General features: G+C 30.6%; 44 protein-coding genes and 1 pseudogene. 2 read left to right on the top strand and 43 right to left on the bottom strand.

Features of this window, described 5'->3' with window-relative positions; translation table 11 throughout:
- Window positions 1-4: 4 nt before the first annotated feature.
- From RWQ74_RS04440 to RWQ74_RS04280, 33 genes and pseudogenes are all read right to left on the bottom strand, one after another.
- Window positions 5-1,312, bottom strand: a complete 1,308-nt coding sequence (locus RWQ74_RS04440; protein ID WP_314397086.1) for a PBSX family phage terminase large subunit — start codon at window positions 1,310-1,312, stop codon at window positions 5-7.
- Complete coding sequence (locus RWQ74_RS04435; RefSeq protein WP_314397085.1) at window positions 1,305-1,805, bottom strand: helix-turn-helix domain-containing protein; 501 nt, start codon at window positions 1,803-1,805, stop codon at window positions 1,305-1,307. Before RWQ74_RS04435 ends, RWQ74_RS04440 begins: the two co-directional genes overlap by 8 nt.
- A complete protein-coding gene (locus RWQ74_RS04430; RefSeq protein ID WP_314397084.1) occupies window positions 1,798-2,808 on the bottom strand; it encodes a DNA (cytosine-5-)-methyltransferase in 1,011 nt (336 codons plus the stop codon). The genes RWQ74_RS04435 and RWQ74_RS04430 overlap by 8 nt, the downstream gene beginning before the upstream one ends.
- Window positions 2,801-3,343 (bottom strand): ParB/Srx family N-terminal domain-containing protein, encoded by a 543-nt coding sequence (locus RWQ74_RS04425; RefSeq protein WP_314397083.1) that lies wholly within the window; start codon window positions 3,341-3,343, stop codon window positions 2,801-2,803. The genes RWQ74_RS04430 and RWQ74_RS04425 overlap by 8 nt, the downstream gene beginning before the upstream one ends.
- A gap of 183 nt (window positions 3,344-3,526) precedes the next feature.
- Window positions 3,527-3,961: a DUF1492 domain-containing protein gene (locus RWQ74_RS04420; protein ID WP_314397082.1), complete on the bottom strand. Its 435-nt coding sequence runs from the start codon at window positions 3,959-3,961 to the stop codon at window positions 3,527-3,529.
- Complete coding sequence (locus RWQ74_RS04415; protein ID WP_314397081.1) at window positions 3,951-4,076, bottom strand: hypothetical protein; 126 nt, start codon at window positions 4,074-4,076, stop codon at window positions 3,951-3,953. The genes RWQ74_RS04420 and RWQ74_RS04415 overlap by 11 nt, the downstream gene beginning before the upstream one ends.
- 2 nt (window positions 4,077-4,078) lie before the next feature.
- Window positions 4,079-4,267, bottom strand: a complete 189-nt coding sequence (locus tag RWQ74_RS04410) for a hypothetical protein (protein ID WP_314397080.1) — start codon at window positions 4,265-4,267, stop codon at window positions 4,079-4,081.
- Window positions 4,254-4,487, bottom strand: coding sequence for a hypothetical protein (locus tag RWQ74_RS04405; RefSeq protein WP_314397079.1), 234 nt, complete (start codon window positions 4,485-4,487; stop codon window positions 4,254-4,256). The genes RWQ74_RS04410 and RWQ74_RS04405 overlap by 14 nt, the downstream gene beginning before the upstream one ends.
- A gap of 3 nt (window positions 4,488-4,490) precedes the next feature.
- On the bottom strand, window positions 4,491-4,856 hold the full coding sequence (locus RWQ74_RS04400; RefSeq protein WP_314397078.1) for a YopX family protein: 366 nt from the start codon (window positions 4,854-4,856) through the stop codon (window positions 4,491-4,493).
- Between the two features lie 59 nt (window positions 4,857-4,915).
- Entirely contained in the window at window positions 4,916-5,062 is a 147-nt protein-coding gene (locus RWQ74_RS04395; protein WP_314397077.1) for a hypothetical protein, read from the bottom strand.
- Window positions 5,062-5,589 carry a hypothetical protein gene (locus RWQ74_RS04390; protein WP_314397076.1) on the bottom strand — a complete coding sequence of 176 codons (528 nt, stop codon included), beginning with the start codon at window positions 5,587-5,589 and terminating at the stop codon, window positions 5,062-5,064. The genes RWQ74_RS04395 and RWQ74_RS04390 overlap by 1 nt, the downstream gene beginning before the upstream one ends.
- 2 nt (window positions 5,590-5,591) lie before the next feature.
- A complete protein-coding gene (locus tag RWQ74_RS04385) occupies window positions 5,592-5,816 on the bottom strand; it encodes a hypothetical protein (protein WP_314397075.1) in 225 nt (74 codons plus the stop codon).
- The gene (locus RWQ74_RS04380; protein WP_314397074.1) at window positions 5,806-6,009 is read right to left on the bottom strand and encodes a hypothetical protein; all 204 of its coding nucleotides are present in this window, start codon (window positions 6,007-6,009) and stop codon (window positions 5,806-5,808) included. The genes RWQ74_RS04385 and RWQ74_RS04380 overlap by 11 nt, the downstream gene beginning before the upstream one ends.
- An 11-nt stretch (window positions 6,010-6,020) precedes the next feature.
- On the bottom strand, window positions 6,021-6,287 hold the full coding sequence (locus RWQ74_RS04375) for a hypothetical protein (protein WP_314397073.1): 267 nt from the start codon (window positions 6,285-6,287) through the stop codon (window positions 6,021-6,023).
- Window position 6,288: 1 nt separating this feature from the next.
- Window positions 6,289-6,486, bottom strand: coding sequence for a hypothetical protein (locus RWQ74_RS04370; protein WP_314397072.1), 198 nt, complete (start codon window positions 6,484-6,486; stop codon window positions 6,289-6,291).
- A gap of 12 nt (window positions 6,487-6,498) precedes the next feature.
- The gene (locus RWQ74_RS04365; RefSeq protein WP_314397071.1) at window positions 6,499-6,678 is read right to left on the bottom strand and encodes a hypothetical protein; all 180 of its coding nucleotides are present in this window, start codon (window positions 6,676-6,678) and stop codon (window positions 6,499-6,501) included.
- A gap of 11 nt (window positions 6,679-6,689) precedes the next feature.
- Complete coding sequence (locus tag RWQ74_RS04360) at window positions 6,690-6,932, bottom strand: hypothetical protein (RefSeq protein WP_314397070.1); 243 nt, start codon at window positions 6,930-6,932, stop codon at window positions 6,690-6,692.
- Complete coding sequence (locus RWQ74_RS04355; RefSeq protein WP_314397069.1) at window positions 6,907-7,227, bottom strand: hypothetical protein; 321 nt, start codon at window positions 7,225-7,227, stop codon at window positions 6,907-6,909. Before RWQ74_RS04355 ends, RWQ74_RS04360 begins: the two co-directional genes overlap by 26 nt.
- A gap of 263 nt (window positions 7,228-7,490) precedes the next feature.
- Window positions 7,491-9,371: a phage/plasmid primase, P4 family gene (locus RWQ74_RS04350; RefSeq protein WP_314397068.1), complete on the bottom strand. Its 1,881-nt coding sequence runs from the start codon at window positions 9,369-9,371 to the stop codon at window positions 7,491-7,493.
- Window positions 9,355-10,674 carry a hypothetical protein gene (locus RWQ74_RS04345; protein ID WP_314397067.1) on the bottom strand — a complete coding sequence of 440 codons (1,320 nt, stop codon included), beginning with the start codon at window positions 10,672-10,674 and terminating at the stop codon, window positions 9,355-9,357. Before RWQ74_RS04345 ends, RWQ74_RS04350 begins: the two co-directional genes overlap by 17 nt.
- A 28-nt stretch (window positions 10,675-10,702) precedes the next feature.
- Window positions 10,703-11,158, bottom strand: coding sequence for a DUF669 domain-containing protein (locus RWQ74_RS04340; RefSeq protein WP_314397066.1), 456 nt, complete (start codon window positions 11,156-11,158; stop codon window positions 10,703-10,705).
- Window positions 11,159-11,163: 5 nt separating this feature from the next.
- Window positions 11,164-12,855, bottom strand: a complete 1,692-nt coding sequence (locus tag RWQ74_RS04335) for an AAA family ATPase (protein ID WP_314397065.1) — start codon at window positions 12,853-12,855, stop codon at window positions 11,164-11,166.
- Entirely contained in the window at window positions 12,845-13,147 is a 303-nt protein-coding gene (locus RWQ74_RS04330; RefSeq protein WP_314397064.1) for a hypothetical protein, read from the bottom strand. The genes RWQ74_RS04335 and RWQ74_RS04330 overlap by 11 nt, the downstream gene beginning before the upstream one ends.
- Window positions 13,140-13,433: a VRR-NUC domain-containing protein gene (locus RWQ74_RS04325; protein WP_314397063.1), complete on the bottom strand. Its 294-nt coding sequence runs from the start codon at window positions 13,431-13,433 to the stop codon at window positions 13,140-13,142. Before RWQ74_RS04325 ends, RWQ74_RS04330 begins: the two co-directional genes overlap by 8 nt.
- Window positions 13,430-13,630, bottom strand: a complete 201-nt coding sequence (locus RWQ74_RS04320; protein ID WP_314397062.1) for a helix-turn-helix transcriptional regulator — start codon at window positions 13,628-13,630, stop codon at window positions 13,430-13,432. Before RWQ74_RS04320 ends, RWQ74_RS04325 begins: the two co-directional genes overlap by 4 nt.
- Window positions 13,627-13,944: a hypothetical protein gene (locus RWQ74_RS04315; protein WP_314397061.1), complete on the bottom strand. Its 318-nt coding sequence runs from the start codon at window positions 13,942-13,944 to the stop codon at window positions 13,627-13,629. The genes RWQ74_RS04320 and RWQ74_RS04315 overlap by 4 nt, the downstream gene beginning before the upstream one ends.
- Complete coding sequence (locus RWQ74_RS04310) at window positions 13,913-14,359, bottom strand: helicase-related protein (protein ID WP_314397102.1); 447 nt, start codon at window positions 14,357-14,359, stop codon at window positions 13,913-13,915. Before RWQ74_RS04310 ends, RWQ74_RS04315 begins: the two co-directional genes overlap by 32 nt.
- Before the next feature lie 24 nt (window positions 14,360-14,383).
- Window positions 14,384-15,103, bottom strand: a pseudogene (locus RWQ74_RS04305) (SNF2-related protein); the annotation flags it as partial.
- Window positions 15,104-15,241: 138 nt separating this feature from the next.
- Window positions 15,242-15,472, bottom strand: a complete 231-nt coding sequence (locus RWQ74_RS04300; RefSeq protein ID WP_314397060.1) for a hypothetical protein — start codon at window positions 15,470-15,472, stop codon at window positions 15,242-15,244.
- A 26-nt stretch (window positions 15,473-15,498) separates the two neighbouring features.
- Window positions 15,499-16,176 (bottom strand): helix-turn-helix domain-containing protein, encoded by a 678-nt coding sequence (locus RWQ74_RS04295; protein ID WP_314397059.1) that lies wholly within the window; start codon window positions 16,174-16,176, stop codon window positions 15,499-15,501.
- A complete protein-coding gene (locus tag RWQ74_RS04290; RefSeq protein WP_314397058.1) occupies window positions 16,169-16,366 on the bottom strand; it encodes a hypothetical protein in 198 nt (65 codons plus the stop codon). The genes RWQ74_RS04295 and RWQ74_RS04290 overlap by 8 nt, the downstream gene beginning before the upstream one ends.
- A 1-nt stretch (window position 16,367) precedes the next feature.
- Window positions 16,368-16,499, bottom strand: coding sequence for a hypothetical protein (locus RWQ74_RS04285; RefSeq protein WP_314397057.1), 132 nt, complete (start codon window positions 16,497-16,499; stop codon window positions 16,368-16,370).
- Between the two features lie 37 nt (window positions 16,500-16,536).
- Complete coding sequence (locus RWQ74_RS04280; protein WP_314397056.1) at window positions 16,537-16,752, bottom strand: DUF739 family protein; 216 nt, start codon at window positions 16,750-16,752, stop codon at window positions 16,537-16,539.
- A gap of 178 nt (window positions 16,753-16,930) precedes the next feature.
- Here RWQ74_RS04280 and RWQ74_RS04275 point away from each other — a divergent pair, with 178 nt between their 5' ends.
- Both RWQ74_RS04275 and RWQ74_RS04270 read left to right on the top strand, forming a co-directional pair.
- Window positions 16,931-17,677: a S24 family peptidase gene (locus RWQ74_RS04275; protein ID WP_314397055.1), complete on the top strand. Its 747-nt coding sequence runs from the start codon at window positions 16,931-16,933 to the stop codon at window positions 17,675-17,677.
- A 54-nt stretch (window positions 17,678-17,731) separates the two neighbouring features.
- Window positions 17,732-19,123 (top strand): recombinase family protein, encoded by a 1,392-nt coding sequence (locus RWQ74_RS04270; RefSeq protein ID WP_314397054.1) that lies wholly within the window; start codon window positions 17,732-17,734, stop codon window positions 19,121-19,123.
- Window positions 19,124-19,181: 58 nt separating this feature from the next.
- Here the strand turns inward: RWQ74_RS04270 and RWQ74_RS04265 are convergent, their stop codons facing one another.
- The 10 genes from RWQ74_RS04265 to RWQ74_RS04220 form a co-directional block, all read right to left on the bottom strand.
- Window positions 19,182-19,577, bottom strand: coding sequence for a hypothetical protein (locus RWQ74_RS04265; protein ID WP_314397053.1), 396 nt, complete (start codon window positions 19,575-19,577; stop codon window positions 19,182-19,184).
- Window positions 19,578-19,648: 71 nt separating this feature from the next.
- Window positions 19,649-19,840 carry a hypothetical protein gene (locus RWQ74_RS04260; RefSeq protein ID WP_003147047.1) on the bottom strand — a complete coding sequence of 64 codons (192 nt, stop codon included), beginning with the start codon at window positions 19,838-19,840 and terminating at the stop codon, window positions 19,649-19,651.
- 1 nt (window position 19,841) lies between these two features.
- Complete coding sequence (locus RWQ74_RS04255; protein WP_314397052.1) at window positions 19,842-20,123, bottom strand: hypothetical protein; 282 nt, start codon at window positions 20,121-20,123, stop codon at window positions 19,842-19,844.
- Between the two features lie 201 nt (window positions 20,124-20,324).
- Window positions 20,325-21,557: a CHAP domain-containing protein gene (locus tag RWQ74_RS04250; protein ID WP_314397051.1), complete on the bottom strand. Its 1,233-nt coding sequence runs from the start codon at window positions 21,555-21,557 to the stop codon at window positions 20,325-20,327.
- A 176-nt stretch (window positions 21,558-21,733) separates the two neighbouring features.
- Entirely contained in the window at window positions 21,734-21,997 is a 264-nt protein-coding gene (locus RWQ74_RS04245) for a phage holin family protein (RefSeq protein WP_314397050.1), read from the bottom strand.
- Window positions 21,985-22,434: a hypothetical protein gene (locus tag RWQ74_RS04240; RefSeq protein WP_314397049.1), complete on the bottom strand. Its 450-nt coding sequence runs from the start codon at window positions 22,432-22,434 to the stop codon at window positions 21,985-21,987. The genes RWQ74_RS04245 and RWQ74_RS04240 overlap by 13 nt, the downstream gene beginning before the upstream one ends.
- 27 nt (window positions 22,435-22,461) lie before the next feature.
- Window positions 22,462-22,824, bottom strand: a complete 363-nt coding sequence (locus RWQ74_RS04235) for a hypothetical protein (RefSeq protein ID WP_314397048.1) — start codon at window positions 22,822-22,824, stop codon at window positions 22,462-22,464.
- A 1-nt stretch (window position 22,825) separates the two neighbouring features.
- Entirely contained in the window at window positions 22,826-23,581 is a 756-nt protein-coding gene (locus tag RWQ74_RS04230) for a carbohydrate-binding protein (protein WP_314397047.1), read from the bottom strand.
- A 1-nt stretch (window position 23,582) separates the two neighbouring features.
- Complete coding sequence (locus RWQ74_RS04225) at window positions 23,583-23,759, bottom strand: hypothetical protein (RefSeq protein ID WP_314397046.1); 177 nt, start codon at window positions 23,757-23,759, stop codon at window positions 23,583-23,585.
- On the bottom strand, window positions 23,752-25,910 hold a 2,159-nt coding region (locus RWQ74_RS04220), incomplete at its 5' end, for a tail fiber domain-containing protein (protein WP_314397045.1). The genes RWQ74_RS04225 and RWQ74_RS04220, both read right to left, overlap by 8 nt.

Raw genomic sequence — 25,910 nt, 5'->3', positions numbered from 1 at the left:
ACTCCTACACTTTTAATCCTAATAGTTTTGAGTTATCTAAAACAAAATACTTAAATTCATCAACTGTGTGGTCATCTTCTTTAACTACTTTTGGTTCGGGTGTATTTATAGTTTTTTCATCATACCTATACATTTTATGTTCTTCAATGAATATCTTATTGTTTTCATTATTCAAATAAAAGAACCTACCTTGAGCAAGTAAACTGGTTACAGTATCAATCATAGTTTGATTTTTCAGTTTTGCCACAGGATTCCACCTAATCCCAAAATCTTTAAAGTACTGATTTCTTAACGCTCCCTCAGCACTATCTATTGTTTGCCTAATAATAGGTACATTGTATTTCTCCTGTACTCCAGTAATAAAATCATTAATCATAATAGTTAAATCACTGGGCGCAGCTTTAATACTTCTTCCAGCAGGCGAATAATAGAAAGTATCTAATAAGATCACATTTCCTTTAGCAGTTATTCCATAAGCGCCGCAAGCAGTCGCACTTTGTTGGTGCCCGGTATCTAGTGCATAAGATATTCCCATGATTTTATCATTGCTAGGTATTTCATCTAAAGGATGAAAACAAGCCATATTGTAGACGTTATTACCTAATCCAACTGGTTCACCTAAATAAATGTAGCGATAATAATCAAAGTCATTTTCTTTAATCCTATTGATATCAGCCAACATTTGCTCAGTAACAAAGCCTAATTCATCGTTTAAATAATTTGATTCATGGACCAAATAACCCTCAACTGTTTTCATCTCTTCGCTCCACTCATTAATCCAATCATAAGGATTTCTAGGTGGGTTATAACTCCAGAAGAACTGCACAAACGGTATTAATTTATGTTTTTGACGCATGAATGTAATGTTTGTCTGATCAAATTCTTCTTTGCTGTCAAACTCAGCTGATTCTTCATACCAAACCGCTATGATATTGTTAATATCATTCGATTTTAACTTTTGAAAGTCATCTGCACCATAGAAATAAAAACTTGAACCTGTAGCTTTATGTGTGATTTTAAACGGTGATACTGTGCTTTTAAATGAATCACTTAAACCATATAAATTAATGGCCCAATTAATTTTATTAAAGACACTATCACGAATTGTATTTGCTACTTTCCTAATTACTACAACATTAGCTTTTTCTCCTTTAGCAATCATTTTAACCATATCATTAACCAGTTTTAATGCTACTACAGAAGACTTAAAACTATTTCTACCACCTTTTAGCACGTTGTAAGGTACTTTAGAACACCATACTGACTTGAAATGAGGGTTAACGTTCTTTTGAACATAAAATACTTTATTCATCTTCCCACCTATCCACAATTATAATATTCTCACTAGGTGCAACCTCAGTATCTTTTAACAAGGCTTGAGTTTCAGCTTTAATCTTAGCTTCTACTACGGGGTTAAATTTACGCCATTGTTCAGGTTTACGATTTTTAAGCCAAAAAATAATAGCACTAGTTTCTGGCAGTGCTACTTTCTTGATTTTTTTAACCCGTTTCTTTTGTTTCCCGTCGATCTCTTCAATGATAGTTTCTGTTTCTTCATATTCAAAACCAATTGCACGTTTTAAAAGTGCATTTTCTACTTCAAAATCTACTGGAGCCTTTCCCCTTTTTAGGGAGTTAGAAATGTTAGGATACTTTTTTAACCAATCATAAAATGTAACTTTGCTAATACCTATATTTTTAGCAATTTGTTCATCTGTAAGTCCTTGACGTGCCCAACCCTCAATCATTAATAAGTTATCTTGTTCTAACCACTCTTGGTACTTACCTCTAGCGATTTTATTCACCTCCCAACAGTTTAGCAAGTTCTCTAGCTATCTTACACATCATAACAGGAGGAACACTCATTCCCATAAACCATACAGGCGGTTTATTCTTAAATTTATAATCTTGAGGAAATGAACTAATTAATTTCAATTCATTCTCAGTTGCAAATAACTTATCTTCAAATTTGATTGGTAGATATCCACTACTTGTTATTGTATTAGGTACTTGATCATCATTTAAAATTATAGCGTTAAAAAATGAACTTTTACCTCTAGCTCTTAAACAAGCTTTTTGTAAACTATTTTCACCCCTTTTAGCAAATTCTAATAATTCTTTTGCTACACCTTTAATTTCTTCGCCTTTGCCCTTTTCTCTAACTTCTTTAAATTTTATAGGTTTCTCATTAAAATTTAATTGTAATTCAGGTAAGTTTAAATCCTTTCTTCTACAGATGAAAAATACACGCTCTCTTTTTTGCGGTACTCCCATAGTTGAAGCATTTAACAGAAATAGTTGCACATCATAACCAATTTTATTTAGTTCTTCAATGATTTTCTTTGAATATGCTCTACCACTCCCAACAATCATTCCTTTAACGTTTTCAGCTATTGCAATTTTAGGCTGCAACTTATCAACAAGTTTTATCCAATCAAAGAATAAATCATCTAGTCTTTGTTCAGCTTGCCCCTCAGCAAATACTTTCTTTTTGCCCCAGTCTTTCTCACGATTTCCAGCTAATGAAAAACTTGAACAGGGTGGGCTTCCCTCTAAAACATCAAGATTATAAAGTTCTTCTGGATATTCTTTTCTAGCTAAAAAAGTTCTTATATCTTCGTTAAATAAATATTTAGGGTTGTGATTAAGTTTGTAAACTTCAGCTACTTCAGGATCTATTTCTACACCGCCTAAATGTTCAAATCCAGCAAGTTTAAACCCCATAGTAGAGCCACCACCACAAATAAAGGTACCGAACACTTTTAAACCGTTCTTTTTAGGATAATCTTTAAAACTCCAGTTATACATCTAGCACCTCTAACAAGGCTAATCTTTTATCCTCGTTAATTTCATGTAGCTTCTCAACAACCATTTGATATTCATCATAACCAAATTCAACTTTTAACATTACTTTATCTTCAAGATCCGTTAGTTCAATTTCTTTATTTAATTCACTTGTTTCTTCTTCAAATATTTGTTCAAACTTTTCAAAATCAAAATTAGTCATATCAAATTCAATTTTATCTAATTCTTTTTCTAAAATATCTAAATCAAAACCAGTATTCATAGTAAGTTTATTATGAACTAATATATATTCACGTTTCTGTTCTTCAGTTAAATGTTCAAGTTTGATTACTGGTACTTCTTCCACACCTAACCTTTTAAGAGCAAGATAGCGTCCGTGACCCTCAATAATCACATTATTTTCATCAATTGCTATTGGATCATTATTTCCATAACGTTCAATAGAAGTCACTATTTGTTCTATTTGCTCATCAGTATGAATTTTAGCGTTGTATTCATATTCTTTTATATCATTAATATTAATATTTACTATTTGCATATCTTCCTCCTAATAAAATAAAAAAGCACCTGCGAACAGGTACTTTTTATATTGCTGACAAAATACTTTTACTTAAAAGAGAACTTGTAAAAATATTACTCTATCATAATAGCACATTAATTATTATCTTTGGTAATATTATATTATAAAATATAATAAAATATTATAAAATATAATAAAATATTATCTATTATTAGGTATTTTGATTGCACTTAATGCTTGTGCATGTAATTTATTTCTAGTATTTTGTGGTAGTTCCATTTTCTCCTCGATAATATCCCAATTAAGGCGTTCTATATATCTAAGAGTTAACAGAAGTTGTAATTTTGGATTTTTCACTTGATTAATAACCTCTAACACTTCTTTTTTAAGTTCTACAGCTTTAAGGCACGTGTCAATAATATCTTGTTTATAGCGATCAGTTTTATCAATCAAAGCTTCCCAACTATCCTGATTACCGCCTTTAATCTGTTCTTTACGATAATCAATAGCTTTAACCCCTTGCTTACGTTGTTCTTCAGCTTTTAGACTTCGTTGTAAGCTGTCAATCCTATCTTCATACCACCAAATACGTTCTAAATATCTTCTTTTATCATTTCCTACACGTTTAATCTTCATCTTTCGTAAACTCCTTTAATAAAGTTGCTAAAACGTACATTGCTATAACTAAAGCTATCATCTCCACAACTGCACATACACTCCAAAATAACCCTATTACAATTGACGGCAGCATTTCTATTCCTCCTTTGCACTCCAGTGAAAATAATCAATCTCATTAACACTTATCAGTTCCGAACCTATCCAAATGAATGAATCTTCTGAATCTTTAATAGCTTGAAATAAAACTTCAATATTCACTATATTAGCTTCAACAGTTACAGTTTCACCGTTTTTATATTTAATTGTTAAATCATATATCGTCAACCTCAGTCACTCCTAACTCATTTAACTTTTTAACCATTCCATCTCTAATTCCTTTTAAAATATCTAATACTTTCTCCATTTGCTCATCAAAAAGTATAGCTTTATAATTGAAACAATACATAGGAACACATTTTTCTATTCCTATTTTTTTAATTACCCAGTTAATCTTATGTAATTCATCTATTAATTCATTAGCTTCTTTTAATTCTTCATAGTTCATTAATTAGTCCTCCAACAATTCCTTATTTTCGTAAATGTTACCAACTACACATGCTGATGTATTATTTGCTTCTAATGATAAATATATACTGTCAATATGTTTTTCACTTTCAATTACAAAACCTTTAAAAGATTTGTATTTCACTTCAAAATGCTTTTCTAATATTTCAACGATATCTCCTAAATGTATTTCTACACCGTTTTTATCTTTTAATCCTGTATTTCCCATGAATTCAACATCTTCAAAACCAAAGTATCTATATATGTTACAACTTTCATCGTAAACCACAACTACTTTAGTATCAAACCTAATTGATTCTACTTCTAACACTTTATTCAAATACTTAACATATACTTTTGGTTGTTTCATAACTTATTTCTCCACTACTTGTGACTTTTAATAATTAAATATCCAATTACTGTTAACATCTAGTCTTCCTCTGTAAACATCATCTTAAATATTTTTCTAACAATTCCTTTAAATATTCCATACAAAGTAAAAACTCCAAAAATAAATATTATTCCGTAAAAAATTAACGCTATTCCATTTTTAAAAAATTCGATTATTGCATCCATTATAAAAGCACCTCCTTAATTTCCTCGCCAAATTCTTCGATGAATTGTTCAGCAAGCTCTTGTGTTTTGAAATAAGGTAGTTTTAAGAAGTCTTGTTTTTTGTAATTTACATATGTTTCAAGTTCTTTATTCTTATCATCATACATAACACTCCATTTTTCTTCTTTGATATCTTCCCAATTCGGTGTCCAACCGTCATTGTATTTCTTCGCCCAATCCTTCGCCCTATTTATTAAAATACGTTCTTTATCAAATTGTTCAGCTTCTTCTTTAGTTTTAAAAGCTAAGCCGCGTTTATATAATTCATCATAATCACTTTCAACAAACGAATCTGATAATAAATTTACGCTTCCTATTTCATCAACATAATAGTAATCTTCTATATCCTCTGGCACTTCCACTTCATAAGGTTTATAAGGTATCAATCCACCTTTACTTTCTAATATCTTAAATCTTAATTCTGTTATTTTTTCTTTCATTTGTTCTTCTAGTCGTTTTACTTCTTGTTCTAATTCTTCGTTAGTCATTTTTAGTCCTCCTTAACCCCTAACTCATTTAATTCTTTAATTATTTCTTCTTTAATTTCTTTTAGAACATTTATAAACTTTTGTTTATGTCTTTCTCCAAAACAATTTGTAGCGTGTTCAGTTTCAATTTCAACATAGTTATAATCTACAATATCTTCTATCATCATATCGATTTTTTTTGTTTCATTTAATAAATTAATCGCGTTTTCTAATTCTTTATAGTTCATCTTCTTTTACCTCCTCATAAACGAAATATTCAATAGCATTTATATTAATCACTTCACGTCCAAAATTAACGAATTTACTTTTATGGTATCTGTAACAACAACTAAATATCTCATCCAAATCACCTTTTTTAATCACCATTACTTTTTTTTCACCGCTTATAAATTTTATTGTCAAATTATATTTTTCACTCATTTTTATTTCTCCTAATCATCCAATTCTCCGTTATATTCTGGAAACTCCATCCAATATATAATATCATTATCAGTATTTTCAAAACCTAATTCATCACCAATTTCTACCCACGTGTCAACGTATGTATCAATAAATTCCCCTGAAGACAAAGGATAAGTGATCAATACTTCTTCGTCAATATCAGGTAACGTTCCATCCCATATTTCATCATAATCTCCTTGATAAAATTCTTTTTCTTCTTCAGTCATCTTTCGCAAATATATTTTATGCCATTTCATTCTAAAACTCCAACCTTTCTAATTCTTTTTGAAATACTTCTAAAAATTCAATAAACCTTTCCTTTTCTTGCTTAGTTTCAATTCTAATACCTAAGTTATTGTTGTATTCTAATTGTTTAAGTGAGAAAGAAATTGTGTAACCTTTATATTCAATAAATAGGTTGTCTATATCTTTAAAATTAGCTATTTTTAATTTCATTGTTAACCCCTCTTAAATATCAAATTCGAAATCCGAATAATCAGCTTTATAAATTCCACCGCACTCAAAGAAATAATCGTTTGCTATTTCTTTTAAATCTTCTTCTGAAAATTCATCTATATCAAAATCTTCAAATACTGGCACGTCAAACTTTACTTTCATTTCAACGTTTAAATATCTTTGTTCATTCATTTTTAATCCTCCTAAATTTCAAAAGGTTGTCCACCTTTAATTTCTTGTAACTGTTTGAACATTTGCAATTCTCTAATACGTTCTTTTTGTTGTTCTATAAGTCGTTGCTGTCTAATATTTTCATTTGCCAACTTTTTAATATTATCACTAGCAATATACGTTCCAACTACTAATCCAACAGTAAACATTATTAGCAGCATACCTAACGTTATTAAAAACAACGGCAAATTAAACTCCTTTTTGAAACCTTTCATAAGTCTTTAACACCTCACTTTTAATAAATTGTTCTACATTTAAACTTAATTCAGTTTCTAACGTTTCAATAAGCATAGGTCTAGTGTAATACTTACCTAATTTAAAATCTGTCATATTATCAAGGAATTTGCTTATAAAATCCATAACCCTTTTTTGTCCAAAATTATAATCATTTCTCAATGTGTACATTAATATTAAAATTGACTGGATGAAAACATCCTGTCTTTCTTTAGCAATATAATTTGCCATCTTTTGCTTCTCAATTTCAAACCTTATTCTTTGTTGCTTGTTCATTTTTACCTCCGTCAAAAATATAGCTACCTTTACGAACGTTTATTTTATAAGTTTTCATACTGTTTTCAAGGTAGCTATATATTATATATATAAGTAATTTTCTTTATATTTATATATATAATATATATAACTACTACTATATAAAGATTTCACAAAATATAGCAACATAGCTACCCCTCTCTTAAAAAACCAGTTACACCAACACTTTAAAGGGGTAGCTATATTTTAAAAACATAGCTACCTATAGCTACCTATATAGCTACCTATTTTTTAAAATATACTTTTGTAACTATTCCATCTACTTTTTTATCTTTAGTCGTTAAATTAAAATGATTATTAATTTTTCTACTAAAAGCTTTGTTAGGTATACTTTCGTAACCCTCACGGTTACAATATTCAATATATTCAGTATAAATAGTACTAGATTTCTCACCTACTATTAAATCAACATTCAACATTTCTAAATACTCACTAACAGGATCGATCTCGCTCTTGTATTCTTCAAATTCCTTGTTAGTATATTCACTTTCAGTAAATTTCCTGTTCTTTAAAACTCGTTTAAGTCCAGCAAGCCCCAGATTGATTAAATATTCCATACTTTCCTCGGTTATTAAATCATCAATAATAAACGGCTTATAGTCAGGACTACTACTATCAAAGTAAGCTTTAAAAGGCACAATAACCAACCTACTTAATACCGCAGGTGCGTCATCTCCATCACCTAATTTAGGAATGTTATTTGCACTATAAATCAACTTACAGTAAGGGGTGAATTCAAACTTATCACGGCCTTTTTGTTCGGCTGTAATTTTTTCACCCGATACAATTTTTTTAAACTGTTCAGTATCGTTTAATCTCTTATTTGAAATATCGTCACCAATATTAGCTAATTTATTAACCATCATCGCAGTTGAAAATCTATCGTTTAAATGTTTAATATCTAATACTGAAGTGTTTTTACTTCCTAATAATTCTTTTAAGATATTAAGGAATGTACTTTTACCGTTCTGTTTCTGACCTGTTAAAATAAAAGCTTTCCTCAACTCATTACGTCGATAAAATGTATAACCTATCATTTCCTCAATTAACATTCTGATTTCCTTATTATTAATAGCTAAGTTGTTTAAAATTTCATCTGTTAAGCTAGCGTAACTTTTAGGATTGTAATTCCAATTTATTTTGTTAGTGATAATAATATCAGGAGTAAAACTAATAAATTCATCAGTTTTAATGTTATATAAACCGTTCTTAAACGCTATATAATTATAATCCCTTAGTTGATATTCTTGTTCTACTAATAGTTCTAACATTGCCAGTGCTTCTCTACGTTGTCCAATTGTGAAGTTCGGCATATACTTTGAGATAGTACGTTCTAGCTCTATATTTCCGTATTCATATATTCCGTCCTTATAAACGTGTAAATTTCCGTTTATTCTCTTGATGTTATGATTACTGATTAAAAATTTACAGAACTTGTGATAGTTGAATTTACCTTCTTTGTAAAATATTTCTTCAGAAAAAGCGTCATCTCTTAAGATCACATCAACCTCATTTTCTGATAAGGGTTCATCTAATATAAATTCATTGATTAATCTTATTGTTTCCCTGACTTCTTCTTTCTCAAAATCATAACTTTGCAGCGTTAAGATATACTTAAATAGCGTGCTATTTCTTCCACTTCCCTCATGCAAATTCCCAAAATCGTAACTACTTTTAATAGGTCTTAAATATTTAGGTAACGAATCGTAAGTATCGCTGTCCCACTCTACAAATCTTTCAGCACCATCTTTTTTAAGCACTTGATAAGAATTATTTAAACCTACTTTAATATCAGCTTTAATTCCTAACGCTAAGTTAACATTAGTATAATTTTTTGTAACACCTTTATTTTTGAAAACAAAATGCTTTCCTCTTGAAGTTTGATAAACTTTACAATTCAGTTGCTTTTCTTCAACAAGGTTCATTAGTTTTTCAGAACTTTCTTCATCGTCTACATCGATAAGGATTACATCGTCCCTAAGTACACCGCCATAAGATTTTAGTTTCTTTACTTCTTCAAGTGTTCGGAGTTCTTCACCGTTTTTAAATTTATCAAGCGAGCTTTTACCATTCGTTTTGACGTATCCTCTATAAAGTGACTCCATACTTTTTAACCCTCCTAATCGCTTCTGAAATGTACCAATTTTCATCACAGTACTTAAATTGATTAGATACATCAAAAGAAAATACACCTTTAATAGGTCTACCATACCAATTTGCGAAAACTCTGTAATCTGGCTTAGCTAGTATTTGAAATTCACGTTCTTCTTTACAATTGTTAATAGTTTTTGCTATTTTCTCTCCAGAGGTCAAATAAGCACGCATAGACGCTCGAATAATACTTTCGGAGTAATTACCCTCCGAACACTCTTTAAGCTCTCCTACAGCCTTTATTTCGTCTCCTATGAGCAAATAATTATTAACATCTTTCTGAAAAATTTTATCGTAACAAGTAAACGTCAGATTATACCTTGTTAAATCTTCGAACTTTTCGCAAATTCGGTCTATTGTGTCGAAGTCGTCATATTCTATGATAATTCCGTCAGTATTAGTTTGAATTAATTTAATATGCGGTTCTAACATTTCAATTAACAAGGTAATTAATAGTTGTCCGTTAACACAAATAGTATTACTTGCTCTAGGGTTATAAAGATCACTGAATTTATTTTTAAAATTACCTACGATACTATTATCAGCTAGTTTGTAAGGTAGTCTTTCGGGTTTACCTTTTAATTTTAGGTTCTGTTCGTGTATATATTTTGCACGTGAGATTTTTTTAATATTAAAATAACCTAACCTATTTAACATTGTAGGATAGAAAGTTTCAATATCGATTACTAGAATAGGTTTACTGCTGCAATAAGATTTCCTCGCACCATGGCAACCGCCGTAACCGTAAGTATGTTCAACACCTGCTATCATAGTTTTGTACTTTTGTGAATAGTTGTTATTATTTACAAAAAAGTTTCTAACGTGTGAATACTTGAATAAAATATCCAGTTTCATAAAATCAAACTCATCTTTATAACAAGGTGTGCCACCTATTGCATAAGCAGTAATACTAGCAATGCTTGAGTTTATTAAATATTTAGGTAGTTTAAATTCATTAATCAACGCCATCTTGCATTTGTAAGTGTCGATATTTTCAAAGAAAGTTTCTACTACTGCTTCAAGTTCCGTCTTAACATTGTAACTATTCATCTTATACTGTATTGAATACTTATCCTTGCAATCATAAACCGTTACAACATTCTTTAAATGGTCCGCTTGGTCGTACGTTATCCATATTTCTTTTTTATTTCTTTTGATAAACTTATCTAAATCATCATTGTTATCTATGATTAAATTCTTTTTTGTATTAAAATCAGCAATGTGAAGATCGCTGTTTTTAATGTAATAAAATATCATTGTTTACCTCCGTGGAGGTCGAGGGCGGTTAACCCTCGAATACCTCTAAAATTTTATAAGTTTTAAAGCCTTTTTTGTTCTCACCATATTCAAGTGAATATTCTAGTGAATTATCTTCAGAAAATTCTTTAATTTCATCAATTAAGTTTGCATACTGTGCGAATGATTCAAATGATACTTCAATTTCTCCATCTGATAACTTTTCAAGTAACGGCTTAATAATTGCCAGTTTTTGCCCTTTGTCTACTAGTTGGTATTGAAAAATCTTGTTATTCTCATAATCTCCACTTAAAATTGTGTACCAAATTTTAACCATAGGTTTATCACTCTTACTCATAGTAAGTTCAAGTTCTGATATTGCCACCTCATAAGTACCCGGGGGAACTTCTTCAAATTCTCCACCATTTTCAATTGCCTTTTGAGTGTCCTCTTTTAATCCCTCTAAATCTGCTTCTCTGTCATATTTGCTAAAATCGATTGCCATTGTTCTTATTCTCCTCTACGTCTTCTTCTAGTTTTTGTTTCTGTTTTTTCTAATTCAACATCTTCAGTGAACGGGTTAACTACTTTGTTTCCCTCATCATCTGTTACTACAAATGATTCTTCTTCTGTTTGTTTAGTTTTTCGTCTTCGTTTTGGTTTCTCCTCCACTACTTCTACTACCTCAGTTTCTACAGTATCTGAAATTGAAGTGTCTGGCGGTGTAGTTTCTTTAACTTCTTTACTTTTAACTACCGCTTTACTTTTAACCCCGTCTTGTGCTTCGATAAGTGCTTCTTTAAACTCATTCATATCTAGGTCGATTAAATCACGTTTAAAATTAAATCTACCTCCACCAAAAGCATTATTTACTTTCTTCAGCTGCAACTTACGTTTACCCTCTTCATCAATGAACGCCCTAACTGTTAAATCTACAGTACCGCTTAATACGTTGGCTGTTTTATCATCAATGTTAGGTGTGAAAATCGTTCTAGTATTTCCGTTTCTTAACTTAACTTCTTCACGTTTTTCTTTTGAGATATAAACTATTTGATATCCTAAACTTTTCAAACGTTTCATAGCAGTGTTAAATTCACTACTAACCATTTGCCATCCTTTACCAAATCCACCATCAGATTCATGTTCCCAATTATATTTATCAAAAATGTACAGCCTGCATAAATCTCTTAAATCTTCTACTAGGTCAATCGCTATTGTTTTAAAAGTATTTTCTTGTGTTTCTAAACTGTCGATTACTTCCAGGAATGATTCCCAACCGAATTTAGTTTTAATTAAACGTCCCTCTTGTTTCTTCTCATTCCTAATTAGTACAAACGGACTTTCAGTGTTATCTGTATTTCCGTCAGTGTTGATAAATAATAGGTCCTCAAATTTATCTACAAAAGTTGATTTCCCAACATAGCTATCAGCATAAATCCATAAGTCTGGCTTTGTGTCAATAACCTTTTCACGCTTTTTATTTTCTGGTAATTTAAACATATAATTTTCTCCTCTACAATATTCACAATGTGGATTATTACATTTTGGAAATAACCCCTTAAAATCTGTATTTTCTATTTTTTTAATAATTTTGAAAAACTCATTTACTTTTCTTTCGTCATATTCAACGTATTTAATAAATGGTTGTTCTAAACTTGCTACAATTCTTTTTCTGAATCCGTGCAAGTCTTCTTTTGTTTTTTGTCTGATAAAAGTTTTTGGTATAAAGATATAACCTAAATCTTTAACTGGTTTATTAAAGATTTTTTCATAGTAGTATTTATAAATATGCAACTGCCTTGAATTTAAGTAATTTTCAACGTTGTTTGAGTATTTAAAATCAAATATACTTACACTACCGTCTTTATTGTGAATAACTAAATCAATAAACCCTAAGAAGTTATCAGTTGATATTTCAACTTCATATTCACAATTAAAGGCGTTTAACTTCCTGATTACACGGTCAACCTGCACATTCATTTTAATTAATTCATTAACATGAAGATCAGTTATTTTTGGAAAGTTCTCAAGGTATAATTTCTCATAGTCCTTTCCCTCGATTCCACCGTGAACCGCACTACCTATTATTAACGGGTTATTAGCTTCAAGGCTAGGTATTGTTTCAATTTCAAAAATATACTTAAATTGAAAAGCATACTTGCATTGTTCAAATAATGATACTCTTGAGTAACTATAGCGCATATACTCTTTTTACAAAGTCGTTCATTTCTTTTAATGTAGAATCAACTAACTTTTCTTTCAATTCCATTTTTCTGAGTGATATTGAAGAACCACTTATTTTATGTAGTAAAAAGTTCATAGGTTCATATTTTGAAGTATCATATTCAACAAATACTGCTAGTTTGATACCATAAGCCGTTAAAACTGTAACGATATCTCCAGCTTTTAAATCATTAAAATCTGTGTAAAAACTATACATTTTATCAGTGTAATCTCCAAAATCTTTTTGTATTTGTACTCTTGCTTTATTCATTGCATAACTCCTCTATTAATTCTTTAAATTTTTCAAAACCACTAGGATATAGCACCATGGCAATTCCTCCAGCGTTTTTTATTTCTTCGATTTTCTTTAGTTGTAATTTGCTAGGCTTTCCCGTTTCACGTTTTACCTCAATTCCTAAAAAGTAACCATTGCAGCAAATTAATAAATCGGGTGTGCCTTTAATTCCAAAATACTCAGGGTTATATTTTAGGAAATAACAACCTTTTTCTTTTAGAAATTTCTTTATTTTGTTTTCAAATGCTTTTTCGCTCATCATTTTTCATCACTCCAACCTACCAGCCATGCTGGGTTAACATTGTATAATTTAGCTAGTTTCTCAACCATATCTAGTTTTGGTAAACGGTGATTATTTTCAAATAATGATAATGAGTTTTGGTCTATAAACACCAGTTTACAAACTTCAACTTGTGTTAACCCCCTAGCTTTTCTTGCTTCTTTTAATCTATTAATCATTTCAATGTAATTCTTAAACTTTCTGAACGTTTTGTAACTTTCGGATAGTCTTCTAATAGTTCCGCATACGCTACTGGTTCTTTCTTTTGGAATGCTTTTAAGTCAACAGATATAACTTCACTAGGGTTAGTTACCATCACTTTAATAAAATCATTGTCGATTGATTTTACACCAGCTTCTAGCATGGCTTCTAATAGCTCACTTTTTGCTGCCTTAGATAATTCATCTAATTTTTTCTTTTCTTCCTCTAACAGTCGTAACTTTTTAAAATCTTGTAGGTATTTATTTTCGAATTCTTGTATTGAATAGCTCATTTGTGTAATCTTCTCCTCTTTCTAATGCTTTATAAATATCTTCTTCTATCGAATCTTGAACAACTAACTTGTAATAAAAGCAAGGTTTCTCCTGTCCTATTCTGTGAATCCTTTTAATGCTTTGCATGTAGTCTTCACATTTTTCTGTTGGCGAATAAAAGATCAAGTGATTTGCTTTTTGCATGTTGTGTCCTTTCGCCCCTGCTTGATATTGCATAAGCGTGATTGAATTATCAGCGTTATTATAATTTTCTTTATCAACCAATTCTCCATTTACATAAGAAATTGGTCTATCTTTTGGTATGCAACTTTTAATTGCTTCTTTTTCGTGATTAAAATTGTAAAATATGATTAATCTTCCCTCAGTTGAGTTGATTATATCCTTTAATTTTTCTTTCTTGTTTTCGTTGTGAATACTTGCTAACTGTCTTAAAAATAACCTTTCTTTTAGTTGAGTATCTCCAACATATTCAACTTCTCCGAATAGCTTACTTTTAAATTCAACTACAGCATGTTTCTCAAATTCCTTATAGTGTTTATCGTTTTTAACTTTTATTTCAATAAAGTTTTGTTTTGGTAGGTCAAAAACTTCTTCTGTTTTCATGAATACACAGCCGTATTCCCTCATTTTACGTTTTAACCTATCAACATTTTTATAAGGCTCACTTTTATTAATTTGATAAAATGTTCTTCCGAACCTTTTTAATAAACTTCTATTTAAGAATTGGTCATAAAATTTATTTTCTTTGATTTCCCAACCTAATAAATTAAGCTGTGTCCAAAGTTTTTCATACTTACCACTAGTTGGAGTTCCAGATAGTAAGATCAGATTTTTAAATTTTAACTTCTGTACTGTTTTTGATATATTAGTTTTACTATTTCCTAAAACTGAACTTTCATCGATAATCAATGTAAAGTTTTCTAGTTTTAAAAGTTCCTTGTAATTCTCACGATAAGTTTTTTCATAGTTAATTACAGCTACTTTCTTACCAGTATATTTAAGATAGTTTTGTAATATTTTTACATTAGTAATAGCAAAGACTTTGTTTTCGTAAAACTTTTCAAAATGTTCGCTCCAGTCACTAACCTTTGAATTTTGGCAAATAACTAATATTACATCATTTTTATATAGTTTAGCTTGTTCACTGCCTACGAACGTTTTACCTAAGCCTTAACCCATATCTAAGTAATAAGCTACTTTATTTCTACCTTTAGCAGCTTTTATTGCTCTTTCTTGGTGTGGGAACAATTTTACTTTAGACATTTTCATCACCTCTTTTCGTTTTGTTGGTGTAATTTAATCATCGTTTAAATCTTTCAACATTTTAAACATATACTTCAGTTTTAATCCCACAAGTTTAAGTTTTATAAACATTTGCTTTTCCTCATTTTTTGTAAATGCTTCACTTGAAGTTATTGAGTCAATCCCCTCAATAAGTAAAGTGTTAATTATAGATTCTAATTCTTCTTCTGAAGTATTTAAACAATTTAAAAGTTCTAAAATATCTTTATCTATTGTTACTTGCATTGTTGTTCTCCTTGTTGTTAAAAGTATTAGTTTGTACTTCCAAACCCACCATTTCTAGTATCGTTTTTAAGGCGTACACCATGCGTTACTGGTAATACTTTGTTAAATATTCCTTGTGCAATTCTAGTGCCTTTTTCAATCGTGATATGCTTGTTTGTTAAGTTGGTAAACTCAATCATAATGTGTCCCTCATTCTTAGGATTGTTATAATAATCAGCGTCTACAATTCCTACGCCATTACTCATGATTAAACCTAAATTTACTGGTATGCTACTTCTAGCGAAAATTTGTAAGTATTCATCATGCTGCATAAAGGCTTTAACTCCTGTTGGTACTAGAGTTGCTCTACCTTTAAATCTAAAAGCTGGAATTGTAATATCAGCACTAGCTATAAAATCAACCCCTGCACTATGAATTGTGGCTTTGATTGGTAGTTCACCGTTCATTCCCTCAATTAATTCAAAACCTCGCATTTTTTGATCTCCTTTCAATCTGTTTAAATCTATATCCAAAGCCTTAGCAATTTTAACAATTTCATCTAGTTTGATACTTTTATTATTTCCATATTTCAAAGCATATACTTTCGAATTGGTAACACCACTTAATTTAACAAGTTCTTCATTACTCATTCCTAAATGTACCATTCTTGTAAATACCATCTTTTTGAAATCTTCAATCGCTATGCTCTCTTTCTTCTTACTCACTTTCCAAATCATCCTCATAACCATCTGGGAAAGCGTAAGCTCCTCTTTCATCAAATCCATAAAATGGAATGCATATTGAACCCATAAGTCCAGCTAAAATTCTTTCCCACTCAATATTGCTAACGATTAGCAAGCATACTGCTACAACAATACTGGTCCAGTAATATGTGTTGAATTTTCGTTTTCTCATTTTATCCACTTTGTTCACCTCTAATTACTTTTAATTTGTCGGGGTGTTTACTAAAGAATTTACTTAGAAAGTTTTCTAAATTTTCCAACGCTACATCTGATATTGGGGCGTTGGTTGTAACTGTAACTTTCATTCAATCTCCCCTTTCTAAAAGTTTAAATAATTTAAACTTATAATTCAAAAAAATATGATGGTATTTCTGATATTGGTATTTGTAAAATCTTACAAGCTTTATTGATCTCTTCGGTAGTCCAAATCCCGTCATCTTTTAATTTCTTGACTAGAGTAACGTTTGACATTCCCATGAGGATAGCAAAGTTTATATTAGCTTTACAAATATCAGTAATACGTTTTTGTAACTTCGCATGTTTATTGCGTGGTGCCATATATTTCACCTCCGTTCTTTAGTTTTAAGTTTAAATCATTTAAACTTTGTAATTTAATTATACAGTTAACTTTTTAAAAAGTCAATACTTTTTGTTTAAATTATTTAAACTTTTTTCTTTACTTTTTTTCTTCATTATAATATAATAAAAATATAAATAAAGAAAGGAGGTTTAAAAAATGAAAATCGCAACTCCTAACGATAGGTTAAAGCAAATAATGAAAGAGCGCAACCTAAAGCAAGTTGACGTGGTTAAAATGTCTGAGTATTATCAAAAGGAATTGGACGTTAAACTTACAAAATCTAACATTTCGCAATATATCAACGGAAAATCTAATCCAGACAATAAAAAAATCCAACTCCTCGCTAAAACTTTAAAAGTATCTGAGGGTTGGTTATCTGGATATGACGTTAAGAAAGAATTAGTAGTTTCAAAAAGTGATCTATCTAACCATTTTGATAAAATATTTCAATCTGACAAAATAAAGTTAGACTTAGACTTCGCAAACCAAAAATATGAAAATCAAGAACATAAATTAACGTTTTTAGCTTTATTAGAAAACTTCGATAAATTAGAAGAAGATAAGCGAAAAAACTTATTACATTATTCGGATGTATTATTAGAATCTACTTACCAAACAGATGAATATAATATAGTGGCAACCATGTTTGATAACTCAATGGAACCTACATATTCCGAGGGTGATAGGTTAATGGTTAGTTTTGGTTTTGATTTCAAATTCGGTGAGGATTATTTAATTGAGTATAAAGAAGATATTTTAATTAGGAGAGTTTTCTTCGAAAATTATAAAATATTGTTAGTACCGTTAAACGATAACCACCCAACAACTACTATAATTTTACCGTTAAAAGATCACTTTAAAATAATAGGTAAAATCGTAGGCAAAATAAAAACAAGCCCTTAATCAAGGGCTTGTTATCACAGTATATAGGTATATTATACCAGAAAGGATATTAATATGCAACGTGTAGCAATTTATGCTAGAGTATCAACTCAAGAACAGGCTGAAAATGGTAATTCACTAGATTTTCAGATTGAAAAATTAAAAGCATATTGCCAACTACATGAATATAAAGTAGTTGGTGAGTATGTGGACGCTGGAGTAAGTGGTGCGAAATCAGAACGCCCAGCGTTAAATAAATTAAAGAAAGATATTGATAAGATAGATATAGTATTAATATACAAGTTGGATAGATTATCCCGTTCAATTAAAGATACTATGTATCTTATCGAGGATCTGTTCAAACCAAATGATGTTAACTTAATTAGTTTATCTGAAAACTTTGACACTTCACAAGCAATGGGAATGGCAACTATAGGTATGCTATCCACGTTTGCACAATTGGAACGTGAAACGATTAAAGAAAGAATGATGGCTGGTAAAATTCAAGCTGTTAAAAGTGGTAAAAACTTAAACAAAACGCCTTTTGGTTATATAAAAGAAAATGGAAAACTTTTAAAAGATGAAAAAACTAAAGATAGTGTAGAGTTTGTTTTTAAGTCGATGTTAGCAGGAAATAGTTTACAAAAAACTGTGAATTTGTTAGAAATAAACAATTTTGGGAATGTTAGAAAGTGGTCGACATCTATAATTAATAGATTGGTAAGAAATGTAGCTTATTGCGGTCATACCGATACAATGGGAGTTTTAATAAAAGATACTCATGAAAGTTACATCACAACAGAAGAACAAAAACTTATAATTGATATGTTATGGGAAAGAAAACACCACAGTTCGAAAAGTAACTTAAATAAAATAAAAGCTATTTTCCGTGGACTTATTTCTTGTCCTTGTTGCCACCGTAAATTAACGCCAGCTTCAAGAGAAAAAACTAACGGAGAAAAAGTCTTTTTTTACAAGTGTACTTTTTGCCCGAAAGAAAAAAAGAAATCTTTCACTATATCGGAAAGTAAATTTGAAAAAAAACTACTTAAATTTTTAAAGTATGATTTTAAAATAAAATTTGAACAAAAAGAAATAGAAAAAAAAGACTTTTCTAAAATATTAAATAATTTTGAAAATAAAAAGTTTAAATTACAAAAAGCATGGTTAAATGAATTGCTAACCGATGAAGAGTTGGAAAAATTACAAAATGAAATTAACGAACAAATTGAATTAATAAAACGAGAAGAAAAAGAATATAATTTGATGGTTGAGAATTCTAAAAAACAAAATAATATTTCTGAAATTGCAGCTAACTTTGAAAATCTCTATAATGGAATGGATACTGATGAAAAAATAGAATTTTTAAAGATAATAATTAAGACTATAAAAACAGAAGTGAAAATAAAAAAAGTTAACGTAGTAAACAGAAGTGAAATCGATATAACGGATATTATTTTTAATTAAAAAAAGTAGTAACTCTTGTACATTTGTATTAATAAACGTGTAAGAGTTACTACTTTTTTTATTCGTATAAAAATTGTTCAGCTAATTCTGTTAATTGTTCGCTTATTTTATAAGCACCTTTATCATATTCAACATAGTATTCATCGTTAAATGTATCTAGTTTGATATATTGTTTAATTTCCTCATCTAGTGTTTTTAGAAATTCTAAAGTTTCGATGTATCCCATATCCCAGACTGTCTCAATATCTTTGAAATACTCAACATCTTCACCAACGTATTTTAATTCACCTTTTAGAAAGTCTTTAACAAAGTCTTCGTAGTTTTCATTGTTGATGTACTCGTTAGCTTGTTCATCGTTTTTGTAAAGGTCGAAACTTTCTAACGCTACTACCTCTATATCTCTACCGTAAAAATATTTGTTTGTTCCATTGTGTCTGATTTTTAATTCTAACATAATTAAGTTCTCCTTTAATTTTCTTTATACTTATATTATACACTTTAAAGTGTATATTGTAAATAGTTTTTTTAAGATTTTTTTATTTTTTTGTAATATTCATGAAGTTTTAAAGCATTTTTTAATGTTATGTTTTCTAGTTTCACCGTTTTTCTGTAACGGTCTATTTGTTGCACTGGTATTCCAGTATCTTTACCAATTTTATAACTTGTTAAGGTTTTATCATCTAATAATTCTTTTATCTCTTCAATTATTTTATACATATTAGATTTCCCCCATTGCTATCGCTATGCAGAAGTTTTCAAAATTACGTCTTAAGAATGAATTAATATTGTTCATTGATTTCATAGCGTCAGCTTCAAGTCCGTTACTTACCAATAATCTTAAAGCTTGTATGCTTAATTCTGTATAGTCATACATTCTTTCAGGTGTAGTTTTTGCAAAGTCTACAAACTTATCTAAATTTTTTAGTAAAAAATCTTGTTCTTTCTTTATAAAAGCGTTATTACTTGTTATTGCTTTTTCGATAAAATCGTATTTTGTCATTGGTGTTACCTCTCTTTTTCTTTATAACTACATTATACACTTTAAAGTGTATAATGTAAATAGTTTTTTTAAAAAAAGTTTTAAAAATTGCATAAAAAAATAACCCCCACAAAAAGTGAGGGCTTATAAGTGTTTTTATCCTTTATTTTTGTAGGTTGAAAGGACATTTTCATTTTAACACAAATATATTTTAAATTCAATCTAGAATACACTAGCTTCAACTACATAATCATCTTCTAGCCATTGATTGCTAGAGTTTGAACCAATTCTACTCCAGCCGTTCTTTTTCTCATAAACATACACTTCAGTGCCTTTTGCCATGAATTCCTTATCCGCACTATTTGCGTTAGGTTCAGTCTCTAGGTAGTAGTCTTCGCTTAAATATCCACGATAATAAGGTTGTTCCCTATTTTCAAGGTTAGTGTTACTATCAAGAACATCTAACTCAACCTTAGTAGGTGCATTAGAAATAATACCACTTTCAACATCTTTTTTGAATTGTTCCTTACTAATTCCCCATTTTGCTAAATAAGGATAAGGATCTACATGGTCTGAAATGTTGTTAGGTTGGTTGTAAGTGCAATAGTAGTGTGTCTTAATTCCTTCTAATGAGTTGCTATCAAGAGTAGTAGGAATTCCACCTTGATTTGCTAAATCTCTTAGCAGTTGAATATAAATCTCGTAGTCTGTTCTAAATTCTTCATAAGTCTGATGGCTTTCTATAAGTTCGACTGCTGCGAACGTCTCATTGTTCCAATCACCGCCAACATCCCAAGCTCCTTGTCCTACGTAAGCTGTTTGGTATACCTTACCGTTACCAACAACATGCGTATAAAACCCGTCGCTTAGGTCTTTATTTGACATGTAAGTCGCTTCTCCACTAGCTTTACTAGTAGAATTTCCAGTTGAGTGAGCGTGCACTTGTCGATATGGTGCTACACCTACTTGTGGGGTTTGTCGTAAGTAAGTAGTATCTTCAGTATAAGTCATGTTTGTTTCCTCCTGTGAATAATCGATTTGCGGTCTAATCCAACCGATAACGCCAGTAAAATCACGCTCGTTATAACGTGCTGGCCCTCCGTTGGTTAAAGCATCCGCATTACCGTCAATGTTCTGTTCAATAGTCTTAATCGTGTAACCGTCACTATCTTCAATGACAACTCCAGTATGTCCGAACTGATGTGTCGGCACTTCCATTACAAATACATCTCCAGCCTTGGGATTTACTCCTGGTGCGTTGTAGATTACCTGTAAGCCTTGTTCTTTTGCATTATTTAATAAGTCAATAGCATTTCCGAATAGTCTTATCTTCCAGAATGTCCATAAGTAGTAGTTTATCCAGTCCACACACTGGCTACCGTAATACCCGTCAAAATCGTGAAGTTTGTTTACTTCTGACTTTAGAAAGTCTAGTATTTTCTTTAATAATACCATTATTTATCCTCCGTTTAATTAATATAAAAAAGACTAGATTATAAACCTAGTCTTCTACGTTTTTCTTAACTTTTCTGCGTTTTTCTCAACTCTTCGTTGATATCTAAAAAAAGAACCCCCGTGTCAGTCGTAACTGCCTTAAAAGGAACGGGGGGATTGATAATTAAATTATATCACTATTTCTCTGAATTATCAATTTTAGAGTTATTTCCTACAGTTTGTTTGTAAATTTGATGCACACCAACAGCACCCACTCCAAGTGTTATCGCTGTTGCATCTTTAAATAGGATAATTCCTATCAGTCCTCCTAACACTCCTAAAAAATTAGGTATCATTTCGTTAGGAAAGAATTTTGATTCTTTTAAAAATTTACCTAACATTCCAAGTAATGTTACTATTAAAAATACTAATGCTGGTTTTAAAGCTTCTAATTGTTCCATTTGTTTGTCCTCCTATTTTTTATTGGCAACTTTGCAAATCTATTGAATAAAGTTTCAATCTTACCATTACCACCGATTTCTTTATAGCTTTTATATAATCCACTTAGCTCTGATAAATCTTCGCTTGTTGTATACCCTCGTTCTATTGATTCACTAAATTCATTATGTAATCTATACGACATAATGCTTTTATTAGAATCTCTGTTCTGAAGTCCAATTTGGGTTACTTCATCGACTTTATCTTGCGTATTCTTTATTTCCATATTTACTTTATCAAGTTGCTTTTCCGTTTTATCTTGAATGCTTTTTACTTCATCACTTAACTGTTCAAATTGTTTTGTGATTTGTTTGTTGCTGTTGTCAAACCAAATCTTAACTAATGGAATAATAGCTACTGTAAAAAGTTGCAATATGAATTGCAAAATATAGTTTGTCATTTAGACTACCTCCAAAAGAAGAACACGCTATTCAGCGTGCTCTGTACTTTCTGTAGTTTCCTTTGGTGCTTCACTTACAGTTAATGTTGGTGTGACTACCTCTTTTGGAGTTTCCTCAACTTTAGGTTGTTCACTTACTGGAGCAGTTGAAACAACAACTTCTTTTGGTGCTTCAGTTACAACTTCTTTAGGTGTCGCTACTTCTTCAATTGCCTTAAGTTCTGCTTCTTTTCGCTTAAATTCCTCAACTGCTAACCTAACCATTTCACGTAAGTTTCCAAAGTTAGGAACTTGTTCTAAAGTTTCAACTTCTGTAATAACCATTCTCATGTGAGTTTGTACTAAATAATCATTTTGTTTAAATTTTGCATGTTTTACACTAAATTTCATCTTAATTATCCCCCTCGCTGTGTGATAAATTGTTGCTATTTTCTCCGTGATTCTCATGTTCTTCTTCTCCTTCATCGTCTTGTGATAATTGTTCCATAATTGTTTGAACTACTTTTGTTAATGCTTCATCAAGTTGTAATTTAGTGATGTAGCGGTTGTTATCATCTTCTAACTGTTCTTTATTTTCAGTACGTTCAAATGTAATTTCTTTATATTTAGTTGATTCAGCACTTGGCACCCACTCAACAACACTTGTATGTTCTGCGATAACTTCGTATAGTTTGCCATCAAATTTAAACTTATCACCTACTGAATAATCCGTGTTAACTTCGTAAGAATCAAAAGCATTGATAATTTTATCTTTATTTGTTGATATTGTCTTAGGATCTAACACGTCTAAAAGTAACGTCATTAGTACTTTATCATTACCTTTATTCACCTTAGCAAATAGTTTAGTTAATGCTTTCTCACGTTCTGTAACGTCTTCTTTATTACCTGCTAAAATTCCAACTTGCTTATTAAGGTTAGCATATTCAGCAACTAGTGCTGGAGTTGCTTCACCCGTGTACATTTGAACTGCAATTTGTTTTCTAATTTCTTCTAGTGTCTCTGCGTCACTAGCAGTTGCAAATTTCCCTGGTAATTCAATATTACCGTTGAAATAAATACCTCCAGTATTCATATTAAAATATACGTTCACACTCTTATAACCACCTGCCGTTGGGTTAGGTTGTTTCACTGATATTTCTAGTGCCATATTATTCTACCTCCTCGTGTTCTTCTACTTTAGTTTCCTTTAATTCTTTAAGCTCTTTCTCTTTAGCCTCTAATTCTTCAGTTAATTTATTATAAGCAACTTTATAATGTGCTAACTGCATTGTTTTTTCGCTTAATTCTTGTGCGATTAAGTCGATTGGTTGTAATTGATTATCCATTTATTATTTCCTCCAATTTATTTTTTAATTTGTTATTTTCTTCTGACAATTCTTGTACTGCCTTAATAAGGTAAGGTATAGCGTCATAGTAACTAATTCTTAAATAATCACTGTGTGATTGCTTAGAATCCATATCCTTAACAACAAGGCTTTCTTCTACTGATTGAACTTGTTGAGCTATTGCTCCGATTTTTTCGAATTTATTATCTTTTTTCCAGTTGAACTCAACCATTTCAATTTTATTAAGTAAATCTACTGCCTTAACTTTAGTTGGTTTAATATTAGTTTTGAAACGTTTATCAGATACTGAACTTTTAACCCTGTTGATTTGCGACCACCAAATAACAGTAGTTTTTGCACCAGCACTATTTGCATCTCCTTGAATATCTTGACCGTGAGTATCAAGTCTGGCATTATACACATGTAATCCACCATAAAATGTAGCTGAACTTTTACAATTCATTCTACCTTGTCCATCAACCCACCATGCATTCGGTCCTGCTTGATTCCAATTATACCCCCATGCTGCCCAAATTTGAGCACCACGTGTCCCAATGTTGTGACCTGGGTTTAATCCACAGTTAAAGTTATTCGAACCTGTAAGCCAGAAATCTCCAGGTTGGTTCGGGTTCTTACCAATTCTGAATCCTCCAATATCTCCTGTATATGCTGAAAGCCAGTCAGTATCTAATTGAGTTGTTGAAATTTTAACAGTTTTTAAACTTCTGATGAAAGCGTCCTGCGCCCAAAGTTTAGAAATGAAAGCATTATGCGTTACTAGGTTATTTATCAACCCATCATCTATCAATATATGCTTAGCTCTAACAGCGTTAGCAGCAATAATTTCTGAAGTGATACTGCCTGCCTTATGGTGTCCAGTTTCTAATGTTTCAGCTTTGATTTGTCGACCCTCGATTGAACCATCTACAATTAATTCTGCACTTTTCTGTGGTACTATACTTAATTCATCAAAAATAGGTGTTCCATATCTATCTATTGTAAAATAAGCATTCTTTATTTCTTTCTCTCTTTCGTTTATTTTAAAAGGTACGGAAAACATCCCACCATTTATATATGTGGCACTGTCTACTCCAGTTACAAAATCACTAGTCCCATCTTTATATATTATTTTTATTGCAAACCTAAACCTATTTTCATAGCTATTAGTTCGTGCTTTTCCTTTAACTAAGAAATCTGTAGTCTTACCAATATCAAAGTCTTCACTAATTTGCATATCTTTCGTAAAGCTAGAATTTCTTCTATATTCAGATTTAACTAAATTCTCATTAGCTGGTGTAATGATTAGCTTGTTTGTAATAGCTTGAATACTTTCTGGACTAATAGAAAGGATACTCGCAAGGTTTCTTCCATTGAATACTTTGTTCGAACCAAAATCAATTCCATCAGCACCTATTCGAAGTTGTGAGTGTCTTACAGTATCGTTTAAACCACTACTTACAGTATTTAAGGTTTCTGTAGCAGTTTGCTTCCATGTATTTAACTCATTGATACTTAATTGTTCATCTTCAAAAGCGGGTTTCCAACCTAATGGACTTGTTTCGTTATTCTTAACTTCTCTAAGATAAAGTCCGCAAATTGAAAGTTTAATACCATTATTTTCCTCTATTTTTTCTACTCGGCACTGAGACCAACCACTTGAGGTTACAGTAAATCGGAAAGAATGAAATTTCCAGTTTGTCGTTAATGTAAACTCTGTATTTCTTATGTTATATTCAGCTAATGGTCTTTTGGCGTTGTCGCTTGCCCATCCAGGACTAAATACTATTTTATTAGTATATCGACTACCTTTAACGAAAAAACCGTATTCGTATGTTTTACCTTTTTCTACTGCGACATCTTGCCATAAACCATTAAAATGGTAAATTGTAGATTTTACCGCAAAATCGTTGTATCGTTCTATTTCGTTTTCCCATACTAATGCTCTTTGCCATGGTGAGGCTGGAGCAAAATGTTTAGGAATAAAATCTTTAGTACCTAATAATAAATTATCGTTACTTAAAACTTTATCTTTAATTACTTCTTTAACATTACTGATTTCTCGACTAAAGCTATTTGCTGTTTCTTGCACCTTGTTCTCAACAACAGAAGTTGTTGCATAACCTTTGTCGTTAACCCACTTTTCGATATTTC

Origin of the sequence: uncultured Gemella sp. (assembly GCF_963525165.1) — a bacterium.
Taxonomy (GTDB): domain Bacteria; phylum Bacillota; class Bacilli; order Staphylococcales; family Gemellaceae; genus Gemella.
Note: the sequence above shows the minus strand (reverse complement) of the source record. Positions and strands in the feature narration are given on the sequence as shown.